Here is a 13,590-nt window from a genome sequence, read left to right on the forward strand (position 1 = left end):
TTTTTCAAAAATTTTACTTTAATGCTGGCAAATGTACTTCCGCCATCATGCACCTCGCGCTGCCGCCGCCAAGAGTTTCTATAGTACTGATGTCGGCATACACTGGTTTACTGTAGCTGCTAAGTAACTCTTTTTGCTCGTTGTCTAACGAGTCCCAGGCGCTTTTCGACATCACCAGTAAACTTTCGCCGGTCTTGTTTTGTATTTCGAGCATGTTTCCTGCAAAATGATTCATCTGCTCAAAACTGATCGGAATGATCTCTTTACCCGTTGACGAAAAAGCGTCGATCAATTGTTCCAATTCTTCATCGTTGGTAATGGTATCCAGGCATATTACCACATATTTACTGCCCATTGCCATTAGCACGTTGGTATGGTAAATGGCTTTCCCATTTTGATCGAAAGCATGGAACAATACCGTTTTATAACCCGACTGTTCACTAAACTCCTGTAAAACATCCTCATTAGTACGTGGCGAAATGCAGGCATAAGCGATCTTGTTTTCCCGGTCGAGAACCATACTGCCGGTGCCTTCCAGAAATTTATCTTCCAACTCGTAACGGCTGAGGTCGGTAATATGGGCTACCTTAAAATCACCTTGCAAATCCCTTAAAATATCCTCGCGGCGTTCCAATCTGCGGTTTTCGGCCTGCATAGGGTATAAGTACACCGTGCCGTCATCATGAAACGATACCCAATTATTAGGGAAGATGGAATCGGGCGTGTGTGGCTGCGGTGTATCATCAACCATAATTACATTTACACCGGCATCGCGCAGTATTTTCACAAAGCTATCAAACTCATGCACCGCTTTGGTTTGTGCGTCCTGCTGTTCCGCATCGCGATTTTGAAAAGCGTTACTATCAGCTGTTTGCTCGTTAAACCCGAAATTAACCGGGCGAATCATTAATATGTTGGAGGTGGTTTGCATATTAGTTATTTGTCTGAACCGGAATTTTTAGAATTTATGAATTTACAGAATGAACTTAAATGGTTAACAGGATTGAGTAATAATTTAAGTAGAAAAATTCTGTTCATTCCTTAATTCTCCCAAATTCTGGTTCGGACAATATTATGAATTTACAGAATGAATGAGAATAGGGATATAGGCAAGGAATTAAAAAACATTCTGCCAATTCCTTAATTTTCCCAAATTCCGGTTCAGACAACTGCCTCTCTCCACAACGGCATACTCATGCAATGGAAACCACCGCGGGCGCGTGAAAGTTCGGCCGAGGGCATCAGGATGAGGGTGTCGGTAAGGGATTGCGGGTCGAGTTCGTTGTTTTCAAATTTTTGGAGCAGTTCATCTACCTTAATAATGGTAAAGCCATTCTGCTTAAATGCTTCTACGGTTTTGTCGTTGCGGTCGTACCCTAAAACAACGCCTTCTTTAAGCGCCAGCAGGTTACATGAGTCTGTCCATTGCTCACGGGCATCGTAAGGGAAAGTATTATTGCCCGAGTAAATAAACTTGGTATCGCCCTCGCTGCCAAAATCTTTTTTGCTGATATCTGATAACAGGTGTTCGATATTGTCGAACGTTTTTGGTCTTTTACCTTGCCTGAACTGTACTATTTCGGGTTTCTCTTTCAGTTTTTTGTCGGCAAACCAATTGGCCGGGCCTTCTTCTTTAACAGGTTTATCGGCCACTGCCAGCGAATGTAATACCACCCACATATCGCGTTTTACTTGAGTGAAAACGGTATCAATGTGCATATAATCGCGCTTGTGCGGTATTTTAACTACGGTCACTTTTTTAACCACATCGTGCTCAAATAAAAGCTTTATGGCTTCATCGGCACCGCTGGTTGACGTACGCTCGCTGCAACCTATAATTAAATGCTGCGGACTCACCATCATTACATCGCCGCCCTCTAAAGTGGTTTTGGTATCGGTATCCTCGCCGGGACGTAAAAAGTGCTGCACGGTTTCGGGAATCTCCAATATGTTATCCCTGAATTTAACGAATAACGGATGGTTAAAAAAGATATATCGCACCAGCAAACTCTCGCGGAAGCGTGCCTTTTTTGCAGGTTTATTCAGCAGTATATGGTTGTTAACGGCAATCCCCAGGTCCCTCGAAAATATAAGGTTGGGGATAGGGGCAAATATCATTTCGTCATCATTCAGCGAGCCGGAGATGAAAATTTTCGCCAGTTCAATAGGAGGGGTGTCTATCAGTTTCAACTGTAAACGATAATTGCAGCCCTCAATGGCACAAACCGAGGCCACGAGCTTTTTGCGGATATCGGTTTCCTCTAAAATGTCGCTTAACAGGGTTTGCAGCTCAATTACCTTGGTTGAGGCATGAAAGTTTTTATTATCGGGTTTGTAAAAAGAGCGGTCTTTACCCAATTGCTTTAGTTTGCCTTTTATTTTATCAGGATCGAGAAAGTACAGCAACAGCTTAACGTAATAGTCGTATTCTTTTTTACGGAGGGTATCCAGGTGCACTATATCCTCAAAAAGCCAGTCTTGCGCTTTTGAAGGTACCACTTTGCCAAGGCCGCTATCGGGGCTGTGTATGAGCAATGCGCGCAGGTTGCCTATCTCTGAAGTAACATCTATTTTAAAATCTTTATCGTTAAGTGTCATACAGTTTGTAAACAACAAATCTATTCAGAAATTATCAATAAAATATCATGCGGCTTTAACTCACCCAGTCTACTTCGTGCGTAAAAGCAAAAGGCTGAAAGCTGAAAGGTAAAAGGATAAAGGTAAAAGGATAAAGGTTAATGACAGATGACAAAATGCCGAATGACAAAAAACTTTGCGCAGCAGAGAAGGGTGTCGAGCGCAGCGATGACGGGATGAGTCACCACCATTGAATTTTTATATAGAACTCCCGGCATTTTAATTAATTTTGCCCGATGAATTTTATTGTTGAAGCAGCCGTTAAAGCGGTTAAAGACTTATACCAAACCGATATTGCCCCCGCGGATATCAATTTACAGGAAACCCGTAAAGAATTTGAAGGCCAGTTAACTATTGTAACCTTTCCGTTCACCCGTTTTTCACGTAAATCGCCCGAGCAAACCGGTACCGAAATTGGCGAATACCTGAAGGCCAACCTGCCCGAAGTAGCTGCTTTTAACGTAATAAAAGGCTTCCTCAATATTTCTATCAGCGATGCTTTTTGGCTGGATACCTTGTACAACGAAATATTACCGGCAAGTTTCGCCGAAGCAAAGCCAAACGGACAAAAGGTAATGGTGGAATATTCATCGCCCAATACCAATAAACCGCTGCACCTTGGCCACATTCGCAACAACTTATTAGGTTATTCGGTAGCGCAAATTTTAGGCGCGGCCGGTTATGAGGTGATAAAGGCCAACCTGGTGAACGATCGTGGTATCCACATTTGTAAATCAATGTTGGCCTGGCAACTGTTTGGTAATGGCGAAACTCCTGAATCATCGGGTCTTAAAGGCGATCATTTAGTGGGTAAATACTATGTAATATTTGATAAGGAATACAAAAAACAGATAGAAGCTTTAAAAGCTGAAGGCCAAACGGAAGACGAAGCTAAAAAGAACGCTCCGCTGATAAAGCAAGCCCAGCAAATGCTGCAACAATGGGAAGCCGGCGATGAAGCGGTGATCAGCCTGTGGAAAACCATGAACAGCTGGGTATATGCCGGATTTGCCGATACTTACAAGGCGCTTGGCGTTGACTTTGATAAATACTATTACGAATCAAATACCTACCTGTTAGGTAAGGATATTATTGAAGAAGGGCTTGCAAAGGGTGTTTTCTTCAAAAAAGAGGATGGCTCTGTTTGGATAGATCTTACTGCCGACGGACTGGATGAAAAACTGGTTTTACGTTCGGATGGTACATCGGTTTACATTACCCAGGATTTGGGTACAGCGCAATTAAAGTATAACGAATTCCACATGGATAGGTCGATATACGTGGTGGGTAACGAGCAGGATTATCACTTTAAAGTGCTTTTCCTGATACTGCAAAAATTAGGTAAGGCCGGTGCCGGTGGCTTGTATCACCTATCGTACGGAATGGTCGATTTGCCTTCGGGTAAAATGAAATCGCGTGAGGGTACGGTAGTTGATGCCGACGATCTGATGGCCGAAATGGTGCAAACAGCCAAAGAACAAACGGATGCTGCCGGTAAGGTAGATGGTTTTGGTGAAGAAGAAAAACAGCAGTTATACCATACCATCGGTATGGGCGCGTTAAAATACTTCCTGTTAAAGGTTGACCCGAAGAAACGACTGTTGTTTGACCCTAACGAATCAGTAGATTTTCAGGGACATACCGGCCCGTTCATTCAATATACACATGCCCGTATCCGTTCGGTATTGAGCAGGGCAGGTATAGGTTTTGATGATCGTACACCTATAACCGAACTGGCCAAAGAAGAACGCGACCTGATCGTATGGCTAAACCAGTTCCCGCAGATCATAACTACAGCGGCTAACGAATACAGCCCGGCGGTAATAGCCAATTACGTATACGAACTGGCTAAACTGTTCAATAAATTCTACCACGAAAAATCAATACTTTCTGCCGAAGATGATACCCTGAAACAGTTCAGGCTGCAATTATCGGCAGCATCGGCCAAGGTGATCAAGAAAGCCATGGGCTTGCTGGGCATCGAAGTGCCGGAAAGGATGTAAAAGAGTATAGTGTTTGCATTTTAACTTTGACAACTTTTTAAAAGTTGTCAAAGTTATATGCGGTTCTCTGTTAAACAAGAATAGGCGTATCGTTATGTATCAAGCTTTAACCTTTACGCTTTAGCCTTTCAGCTTTTACCTCTAAACTTATCCGCCACTACCAATTCCTTACTCCCCGGTGTGTATTTGTAAAACCCATTGCCCGATTTTACACCTGTGCTACCCGCCGTTACCATATTTACCAGCAGCGGACAAGGTGCATATTTAGGGTTGCCAAAACCGCTATGCAATACATTTAAAATAGCCAGGCAAACATCCAAACCAATAAAGTCGGCCAGTTGCAGCGGACCCATGGGGTGCGCCATCCCAAGCTTCATTACGGTATCAATTTCGTGCACACCGGCCACGCCTTCGTACAAAGTATAAATAGCCTCGTTTATCATAGGCATCAGTATGCGGTTGGCCACAAAGCCGGGGTAGTCGTTTACCTCTACCGGGTCTTTTCTCAGTTGCTTCGATAACTCCATAATGGTGGAGGTAACCTCATTGGTGGTGCTGTATCCGCGAATTACCTCTACCAGTTTCATTACCGGTACGGGGTTCATAAAGTGCATACCAATTACATTGCCCGGCTTTTTAGTGACCGACGCGATGCGGGTGATGGATATAGAGGAAGTGTTTGAGGCCAGTATGGTATCCTCGCCGCAAATATCGCTAAGTTGTTTAAACAGGTTCAGCTTAATATCCGGGTTTTCGGTGGCGGCTTCTACTACCAGATCGGCGTTTTTTGCGCCTGCGGTTAAATCGGTATAGGTGGTAATGTTGGCAAGGGTATCAGCTTTTACCTGTTCAGTTATGCTGCCTTTTTTTACCTGCCGGTCGAGGTTATTGGCAATAGTTTGCAAGCCCTTGCTTAAAGCTGCCTCGTTTACATCAACTAAGGATACTGTAAAGCCGTATTGCGCGAAGGTATGCGCTATACCATTCCCCATAGTGCCCGAACCTATAACCGTAATATTTTTCATTGGTGTGCTGTTTGTAATTGATATACTAATGTGAGGCAAATTATTCGCATAGCAAAATGCCGCTTATAATTGAATGTAATCGCCTGCCTCAATAATTATCTTTTTATCAATAGCCGGATATTCCGGGATATGGCCCAGCAGTTTTGCACCGGTATAATCCAATATGTATTTCTCCGAATAGCTATCGCTGATGCCGTTAAAGATAATGCCCTCCAGTGGAATGCCGTATTGTTTTAAGGCCGCAACCGATAACAAGGTATGGTTGATACTGCCCAAATAATTACGCGATACGAGTATTACCTTAGCGTTTAGTTGCTTTATCAGGTCAATCAATAAGTTGCCCGAATTAAGCGGTACCATCAATCCGCCTGCGCCTTCAATTAGTAAGCGGTTATTTGTTTCGAGGAGATTGATCTGTTGCAGATCTATCGTAATGCCATCCAGATCGGCCGATTTATGGGGCGAATAAGGCTGTGTTAAACGATATGCTTCGGGGTGAAAAACGGTTTCGGTATTCGATACCAGGCTCTGTACTTTCAGGGTATCGCTATCATCCAAATCGCCGGATTGGATAGGTTTCCAGTAGTCGGCCTTTAGTTTTTCTACCAATATGGCCGATACAATGGTTTTGCCAATGCCGGTGCCAATGCCGGTTATAAATAATGGTTGTTGATCAGCCATGTAGCAATGTATTAATGGTGTTAGTAAGTAAAGCGATCTCCTCTATAGTATTATAACTATGCAGGCAAATCCTGATCCGTTCGCTGCCCTGTGGCACTGTCGGGCTAAATATCGGCCTGATGTCCATTCCTGCTGCCTGTAATGCTGCGGCTACCTCGCGGGCTTTTTCGTTGCTGTTTAGTATCAGGCATTGTATCGGGCTATCGCTGGCCAGCAGGGGATAGGCAGGGTTATGTTTTACGCCTTGTTTAAAAGCGGCTATATTGTTTTGTAAAGATTCAATCTCGCTATCGGCATCCTGCAAAAACTCATAAGCCATTTTTACTGATGCCAGTTGATGAAATGATGCCGCCGTGGTATAAATAAAAGAACGCGCGAAATTGATGAGGTATTCCCGCAATTTGTTGCTGCCTAAAACTATCGCCCCATGGCAACCCAAAGCTTTACCGAAGGTAACTATCCGCGCAAAAACTCTACCCTGTAAGCCTTGTTCGGCTACAATCCCTTTCTTATGCAGGCCAACGGCATGCGCTTCGTCAACAATAAGGGCGGCGTTGTATCTTTCGGTAAGCTCAATAATTTCTTTTATAGGCGGGGTGTCGCCATCCATAGAATAAACACTTTCAATACCCACATAGCAATTGCCTTTGGCCTGTTTCAGTTTGTCATCGAGGCTTTGCAGATCGTTATGCTTAAAGGTATAGCGGTTAGCGTGACTTAAACGTGCGCCGTCAATTACAGAGGCATGTATCAGCTCGTCTAAAATAATGGTATCGCCGCGTTGCGGGAGGGATGAGAACAAGCCTACGTTGGCATCGTATCCCGAATTGAATAATAATCCAGCTTCACTATCGTGCCAGCTGGCTATTTCTTTCTCTAAAGTTTCGGTATAAGTTAAGTTGCCGGCCAGCAAGCGCGATCCGGCGGAGCCGTTCATGCTACCGGGGTGCTGGTTTACCTCTGCGGTTATTTTTTCTTTTAGTGCGGACGATCGCGCGAAACCAAGATAATCGTTTGAGCAAAAATCTATCAGGGTGTTCTCCGGCTTTAGGGTTCGGTAAATACCTGCCGACTTCCTTTCGGCGAGTTTTTGTTCTATAAAGTTTTCAAACGACCTCACAATGCGAAAATGAATTTCGGCTAAAATAAGAAAAGCGGCCGATAGCCGCTTTTCTTTAAATTAATTTTGTGATGGAGGAGGGGTTCCGCCGTCACCGCCGCCCTGGCGCATTCTGCCCATTCTTTCTTTTTGTTGCTTGTCAAACGCTTCAGCTTGTTCTTTAGTTAATAAAGCTTTCACTTTGTCGTTCGATGCTTGCATCAAAGGCATCATAGCCTTCATCAACTCTTGTCTGTCGGCATTGTCACCGGCAGCTTTTCTTACGCTGTCTCTTTTAGTGTTTTGCTCTTTGTAAATAGCAACAATCTTAGTGGTCTGATCGTCAGTTAACTTTAAATCAGATTGTAGTTGTTTAGCCCTGTCTTCGGGGCTCATTCTACGGCCACCACCGCCACCCTGGGCATGGCTTACTGCTGCAATTCCTAAAAACAGGCAGCACATTAACAAAATCTTTTTCATTCTTCTATTTGTTTGGTTTTTATAGATGTTTTGATAAAAGTAATGTATAATGGTTTAGCCGCACCCGTGTAACTTAATTGTTGCTTGTAACTTAGTTGTTGCTTTGCAGCTTGGATATTGAGCGTTGCATTTGGGCCATCATGGCTGTTAAACTTTCCATAGTAGGCTCCGGTGTTGGGGTAGGTAACTGTGTTGATATATAGCCCTTCGCCTTCCATATTTCCAGTATATCCTCGCCGCCTATTTCATAAGGTTCATACGCCGGATTGTCTGACATTAGTTTCAGCTTTTTGTTATCCCTGAATTTGTTGCCTATACGTTTATATACTACACCTTCGGTTTTTGATAACACCACGTAGGTTTCACCTTGTTTAATATCGCCCCAGTTTTCTACATACTCACCTATTATAATAGTACCCGATAATAAAGGCAGCATCGAGTCGCCTTTTATTTCGAAAGCACGGTAAGTGCCCTGCTTAAACATGGGCAAATAAAACTTAGGTAGTTTTGATACATATTCTGGGTCGGCGTAGCCATTCATATAGCCCGCACTGGCCTTCATAGGTACCAGTTCAATATTCTCGTTATCATCCTTATCTACCGATATACTAAGCACCCTCAAATTGGCCGGATTACCTTTTGGCTTAGGCGCCCATTTCTCATCGATGGTTTCTTTTATAAAATCATCAATGGTTACATCAAAGAAAGATGCTATCGTTTTTAGCAATCCGTATTTTGGTTCAGCTCTTTCTTCTTCATACGCACCCACTAAAGATCGTTTTATACCAACCTGATCTGCAAATTGTTGCTGGGTTAAGCCTTTCTTTTTCCTTAGGAATTTAATATTTGATGAAATAATTGACATAAAATTTGGATTTGCTAAAATAGTTAGTATTTTTATGCTCATAAAATTAGTAATTATTTTTTAAACAGCAAATTTTATTATCATGAAACGCTTTATTTATATCATTACAGACAGAAACAGAAACAATTTGCACGTAGGCTTAAGCTCGGATTTGCTAAAAACACTGGAGTTTTACAAACAGATGCCAACCCTGTTTTTCGACAGCGCGCAGCAGCTTACCCGCCTTGTTTATTTTGAAGAGATAAATTCTGAAGAGATGGCTATGGAGCGTTTTAAATTTGTGAGCACTTTTACCCGCATGCAAAAAGAAAGAATGATCAGGGCTGTTAATAAGGAGTGGGTTGATCTTACTATTGGTTTAAGCCACGAAGGGAACACCCGTGTAAGACCACAGCTGCGCCCTTCAATTAGCCCACGCCGCGCGGTTACTTTTTAATGAATTTTAACGCGCCCGAGTTCATGCAGTACCTTTTACCGCCACGGTCGGCAGGTCCGTCGTCAAATACGTGGCCAAGGTGCAGGCCGGTGCTTTTTTCAACCACCTCGTCGCGGCTCATGCCAAAGCTGCGATCAGTTACTATGGCAATTTTGCTCATACTAACCGGTTTAACAAAACTCGGCCAGCCGGTGCCGCTGTCAAATTTATCGTCGGATGTAAATAATACTTCGCCGGTGGCAGCGCTAACATAAACACCTTTTTGGTGGTTATTCCAGTATTCGTTCTTATAAGGGGTTTCGGTGCCCTGTTCAACCATAATGTGGTATTGGTTGGGCGTAAGCTTGGTTTTCCAGACTGATTTATCTGCCTTGGTAACTTCTTTGGCAGCGTCGTTCTTTTTATCGGTTTGGCCTTTTGTGTTTTCGCAGCCAATAGCTGTAATAACACCTAATATCAGTATAATTATTATTGACTTTTTCATACTTAAAGATACGTATGAAAATGCCCTGTAGTTTGTCAGCTAACGGTCTTGTTTATAAAGCCGGGGAGGGGATGAGCAAAGCGGTTACGGTATGCAAAACCCCGTTAAGCTGCTGCACATCAAAACGACTGATCAAACTTTGGCTTCCGTTTTCATCGGTAAGCGCTATATTGCGATTAGCATCTATCTTAGCTGTAAGCTTGCTGCCTGCAAGCGTGGTAAATACAGCCTGCCCATTATTCATTTTTATTTGCCTCGCAATATCTGCCGATGTTATTTTACCGGCCAGTATATGGTTATTGATCAACCTTGCCAGTTCTATTTTATGTTCGGGTTTTAGCAGGGTGTCGATAGTACCGGCAGGTAAAGCCGCGAACGCTTTGTTGTTAGGCGCTAAAATAGTTATGGGTGCAGTACCTGTAAACTGTGTTGATAACCCCGCCTTTTGTATAGCATTTAGCAAAACCGTAAAGTTTTTAGCCGTAGCTAAATTATCATAGATACTTTTTGTTGCAGGCATGCTATCGCCTTCAATGGTTTTCACCTGCGCGCTAACATGCAAACATAGCAAGCCTGCTAAAAAGGCTAATATAAATTTCCTCATCACTATAAAATTACCAACCCGGTGTAAATGCAAGCCCGAATACCGGTTTTTTAACATCGGTACGGTTGAATGGAATTGCAAAATAAGGTTCTAAAATAAGTGCACCGAAAAGGTTAACACGTAATGATATACCGGCACTTAGCGCAGGCACTCTTTGGTTTGTATTATATAGCGGACTATTTTTATCCTCAACCGTATTGCCGTTACTGTCCAAAATTGGGTTTCCGTTAACATCCCTTGCAATATCGTAACCTAACAAATCGGGTGCCTTTTTGAAGATCACTTCGTTGCCTTTACTCCAGGCTAAACCCGCGTCAAAAAACAGGTTAAGATCTGTAAACAAAAATCCCGATTTAATTTGTGCCAGCTTTTCCGGACCGGTGAATGGTAAACGAATCTCAAAATTTGCTACTGCTATTCTATCACCCGATAATTGATCGATGTTAAAGCCATTAGTTGAAAACCTTTGGGCATTGTAAAAGCTTTGTGCTTCGTAACCCCTGATCAGGAAAGGATAACCCACATATAAAGGATACAAACGATTATCACTATTGCCAAAACGCCCGGTGCCATATAAACGGGCAGCGAAAGTAACCGGGGCCACACGCACATATTTCCTTAAATCGATAGTAGGCGAGAAGAAATTGAATGAACCGAAAACATATTCGGCCTCTAAATGATACCTGAAACCATTAAGCGGCCCGGTAACTCCGAAGAAAGAGTTATCGCCAATTAAAGCCACATTGGCTTTTAACAACGTGTATGATTTAAGGCTGAAACCCAACGTATTTTCAACTTCATCATTATTAACCTTTTTACGGTCGGAATTATAAAAATAAGAAAGGTTATTTACCGTATCAATTACCGATGTTGTACGGTAACGATCTGTACGATAAGAGTTGTATGATGCACCGGTACCAAATTGCAATCGGTTAATCCGTGAAATAGGGTAAGAGGTAAATATATTTACCGCATCTTCAAAGTTCCTTACGATATAGTTATCGCTGTTGAACACCAACTCGCGGTTACCATTAATTTCCTGATAATCGTACGACTGATTGTAGAAACCAAACTGGTAAGGAATATGCGATACGCTGATACCTTTATCCCACCTGCCTTTTTGATTAACATAGGCAAACTGGGCACCAAAATCGTAGATCTGTCCGTTTACGTTAGCGGCGGCATATATTTGATTTTGGCCCAATATATCGCTGAATATAGCTTGTATACCACTTGACAAGCCTGTGCCGTAATAGCTGTTTACTCCAATACCGATACCGCTGCTCGCCAGGGCATCCATTTTGAACATCGGGCGGTAAGGCGAGCTTTTGATCGAATCGCTGCCTATACGCGGGTAAGCCAAAAAGTTGTTGAGGTTGGAGTTGATCAGGTCGACACCTACCGAACGCGGCGGCGGCAACATTCCCGCTGCAAAGTTTACATCGGTAGCCTGTACCTCTTTTGGTTTAAAATCGGTAGCCTTGGCATTGTATAATAGATATTTCTGCTTGCGGTAATAAGAGTATAAAACGTCATCGTTATTTGACACGCTCAACGCAGGCGAAAATTCCGTAATACCACTGATACCGGTGAATAACTCCGTCATCTGCTCAATTTTACCTGTTGCAGGTTCAAAGCGGTAAAGGTTGCGGTACCCATCGCGGTTTGACAGGAAGAAGATCTTATTACCATCGGCCGAGTAAACCGGGTTAAGGTTATTGGCACCGTTAAATATCATGTAGTCGGTTACCTTGCCGGTGGCTATATCCAGTTCGGCCAGGTTAAAGCTGATATCCTGCGAAGTTGATCTGTCGTAAGTAGTACGGTCGCTTGCGAAAACTATCTTTTTACCATCGCGCGAATAGTTCGGCTGGTAATCGGAGTATTTATCGTTAGTAAGCTGTTTTAGTTCTTTGGTTTCGAGGTTGTAAGTATACAAGTCGCCCTGGCCTTCTGATAAACCCTGGAAAGCGATATGCTTACCATCCGGCGACCAGGTAAGGTTACCGAATTGTTCGGCTTTACCCATCGAGAGGTCGTATTTTACACGGCCATTATTTACATCAACAACCAATAACCTGTTGCGGCCTTTGTTGAATACGCTGAAAGCAAATTGCTTGCTATCCGGCGACCATGCGCCAGCTGACTCGATAAAGTTAAATTCATCAATATGCGTGTTAGATACCTTGCTGCTTAACCGCCTGATGATACGGCCCGATTTGGCATCGGCGAGGTAGAGGTCTATCGTAAACAGATCCTTCGACGACAGGAAAGTAAGGTACTTACCATCCGGACTTACAGTAGGGGCAACGCTCATTTCGCTGCCGCTTTTTTCGTCTATCACGCGGTAACCTACCGGTTTCTGTACGGTATCTAATAGTAGCGGTTTGTAGGTGTTCTCAATAGAGTTTTTCCAAAGACGCGACAGGGTTTTATCATCATAGCCAAACGTACGGCGGATACCATACTCCAATCCAAAGCGTGCCGTGTTTTTAAAGAAAGGCACAATTACGGTATCGCCATAAGTTGAACCAATGAACGACCAAAAGGCCTCGCCATAGCGGTAAGGGAAGTATTTATTGCTCTCGGTAAGGTCTTTTACCGATGGGATATCTTTATTTAAATAGGCATCGCGCATCCACATGGCGGTGTAAGGGTCTTTTTTACCGATGGATAAGTACTCGGCCATACCCTCAATCATCCACAAGGGGATGTTCCCCAGGTTTTCGTAGCTGGTTGAATCTTTGCCTAATAAAATATGGTACTGAAACGCGTGCACCAATTCATGGCCAATTACGTGCCTGGTGGTATGGTTAGTTTCCATTACCGGCATCACCACGCGGTTTTTTAAACCTTCGGTAACACCACCTGTACCCACGCTGATCTCGCCGTCAATAGCGGTTGTTTGCTGAAAATCGGGGTGGTTGTTATATAATATTACCGGGTTAGCAATATTAAAGGTATCCCTGAAAACCTGTTGATGCAAGGTGTACCAAAGCTCATTCTCCTGCGCGAAACGTTTGATCAAACTATCATTATGCATGTAATAATAGATATCAAAGTGCGGGGTTTTATACAGCTTAAAGTTCAGTTTTTTGTAGCGCACCTTGTTTTGGCCAAAGTACTGCGCGTTTGCCTGCGTGGTAAGTAATACAGGCGATGCAAAGCAAAGGGCGATAAGGATATATTTTACAACTTTATATACAGGGGTAAAAGTTTTATTCATGGTTGATGAATTGATAATAACTTAGGGCTAATTTACTTAAATGGCTAATT

12 protein-coding genes are annotated in these 13,590 nt (G+C 43.1%); 2 read left to right on the top strand and 10 right to left on the bottom strand.

From position 1 onward, the window contains the following. Window positions 1-13: 13 nt before the first annotated feature. Window positions 14-931, bottom strand: a complete 918-nt coding sequence (gene ctlX / locus AC07NA_RS23650) for a citrulline utilization hydrolase CtlX (RefSeq protein ID WP_494900288.1) — start codon at window positions 929-931, stop codon at window positions 14-16. Window positions 932-1,161: 230 nt separating this feature from the next. Beyond that, window positions 1,162-2,598, bottom strand: coding sequence for an arginine deiminase family protein (locus AC07NA_RS23655; RefSeq protein WP_494900289.1), 1,437 nt, complete (start codon window positions 2,596-2,598; stop codon window positions 1,162-1,164). A 275-nt stretch (window positions 2,599-2,873) separates the two neighbouring features. Between AC07NA_RS23655 and argS the strand changes: the two genes are divergently transcribed. Beyond that, entirely contained in the window at window positions 2,874-4,640 is a 1,767-nt protein-coding gene (argS, locus tag AC07NA_RS23660; protein WP_494900291.1) for an arginine--tRNA ligase, read from the top strand. Between the two features lie 128 nt (window positions 4,641-4,768). Here the strand turns inward: argS and AC07NA_RS23665 are convergent, their stop codons facing one another. The 5 genes from AC07NA_RS23665 to AC07NA_RS23685 form a co-directional block, all read right to left on the bottom strand. Further along, window positions 4,769-5,665, bottom strand: coding sequence for a 3-hydroxybutyryl-CoA dehydrogenase (locus AC07NA_RS23665; protein ID WP_494900292.1), 897 nt, complete (start codon window positions 5,663-5,665; stop codon window positions 4,769-4,771). Window positions 5,666-5,728: 63 nt separating this feature from the next. Continuing rightward, window positions 5,729-6,346, bottom strand: a complete 618-nt coding sequence (gene bioD, locus AC07NA_RS23670) for a dethiobiotin synthase (RefSeq protein WP_494900293.1) — start codon at window positions 6,344-6,346, stop codon at window positions 5,729-5,731. Continuing rightward, a complete protein-coding gene (locus AC07NA_RS23675; RefSeq protein WP_494900294.1) occupies window positions 6,339-7,466 on the bottom strand; it encodes an aminotransferase class I/II-fold pyridoxal phosphate-dependent enzyme in 1,128 nt (375 codons plus the stop codon). The genes bioD and AC07NA_RS23675 overlap by 8 nt, the downstream gene beginning before the upstream one ends. Window positions 7,467-7,526: 60 nt before the next feature. Continuing rightward, the gene (locus AC07NA_RS23680) at window positions 7,527-7,925 is read right to left on the bottom strand and encodes a hypothetical protein (protein WP_494900295.1); all 399 of its coding nucleotides are present in this window, start codon (window positions 7,923-7,925) and stop codon (window positions 7,527-7,529) included. Between the two features lie 91 nt (window positions 7,926-8,016). After that, entirely contained in the window at window positions 8,017-8,790 is a 774-nt protein-coding gene (locus AC07NA_RS23685) for an XRE family transcriptional regulator (protein WP_494900297.1), read from the bottom strand. Between the two features lie 82 nt (window positions 8,791-8,872). Here AC07NA_RS23685 and AC07NA_RS23690 point away from each other — a divergent pair, with 82 nt between their 5' ends. Continuing rightward, entirely contained in the window at window positions 8,873-9,226 is a 354-nt protein-coding gene (locus AC07NA_RS23690) for a GIY-YIG nuclease family protein (RefSeq protein ID WP_494900298.1), read from the top strand. On the opposite strand, the gene msrB is transcribed toward AC07NA_RS23690, so the two are convergent. From msrB to AC07NA_RS23705, 3 genes are read right to left on the bottom strand one after another with little or no spacing between them, the layout of a single operon-like run. Continuing rightward, window positions 9,216-9,710, bottom strand: coding sequence for a peptide-methionine (R)-S-oxide reductase MsrB (gene msrB, locus AC07NA_RS23695; RefSeq protein ID WP_494900299.1), 495 nt, complete (start codon window positions 9,708-9,710; stop codon window positions 9,216-9,218). The two genes, AC07NA_RS23690 and msrB, sit on opposite strands and share 11 nt — an antisense overlap. A gap of 52 nt (window positions 9,711-9,762) precedes the next feature. Next, window positions 9,763-10,314 carry a fasciclin domain-containing protein gene (locus AC07NA_RS23700; RefSeq protein ID WP_494900301.1) on the bottom strand — a complete coding sequence of 184 codons (552 nt, stop codon included), beginning with the start codon at window positions 10,312-10,314 and terminating at the stop codon, window positions 9,763-9,765. 10 nt (window positions 10,315-10,324) lie between these two features. After that, window positions 10,325-13,540, bottom strand: coding sequence for a tolB protein precursor (locus AC07NA_RS23705; protein ID WP_494900303.1), 3,216 nt, complete (start codon window positions 13,538-13,540; stop codon window positions 10,325-10,327). Window positions 13,541-13,590 lie beyond the last annotated feature (50 nt).

It is taken from the genome of Mucilaginibacter sp. GW821-FHT07G05 (assembly GCF_059418565.1).

Coding starts and splice junctions, on each gene's coding strand:
- ctlX (WP_494900288.1), bottom strand. CDS start 931: ATGCAAACCACCTCCAACATATTAATGATTCGCCCGGTTAATTTCGGG.
- AC07NA_RS23655 (WP_494900289.1), bottom strand. CDS start 2,598: ATGACACTTAACGATAAAGATTTTAAAATAGATGTTACTTCAGAGATA.
- argS (WP_494900291.1), top strand. CDS start 2,874: ATGAATTTTATTGTTGAAGCAGCCGTTAAAGCGGTTAAAGACTTATAC.
- AC07NA_RS23665 (WP_494900292.1), bottom strand. CDS start 5,665: ATGAAAAATATTACGGTTATAGGTTCGGGCACTATGGGGAATGGTATA.
- bioD (WP_494900293.1), bottom strand. CDS start 6,346: ATGGCTGATCAACAACCATTATTTATAACCGGCATTGGCACCGGCATT.
- AC07NA_RS23680 (WP_494900295.1), bottom strand. CDS start 7,925: ATGAAAAAGATTTTGTTAATGTGCTGCCTGTTTTTAGGAATTGCAGCA.
- AC07NA_RS23685 (WP_494900297.1), bottom strand. CDS start 8,790: ATGTCAATTATTTCATCAAATATTAAATTCCTAAGGAAAAAGAAAGGC.
- AC07NA_RS23690 (WP_494900298.1), top strand. CDS start 8,873: ATGAAACGCTTTATTTATATCATTACAGACAGAAACAGAAACAATTTG.
- msrB (WP_494900299.1), bottom strand. CDS start 9,710: ATGAAAAAGTCAATAATAATTATACTGATATTAGGTGTTATTACAGCT.
- AC07NA_RS23700 (WP_494900301.1), bottom strand. CDS start 10,314: ATGAGGAAATTTATATTAGCCTTTTTAGCAGGCTTGCTATGTTTGCAT.
- AC07NA_RS23705 (WP_494900303.1), bottom strand. CDS start 13,540: ATGAATAAAACTTTTACCCCTGTATATAAAGTTGTAAAATATATCCTT.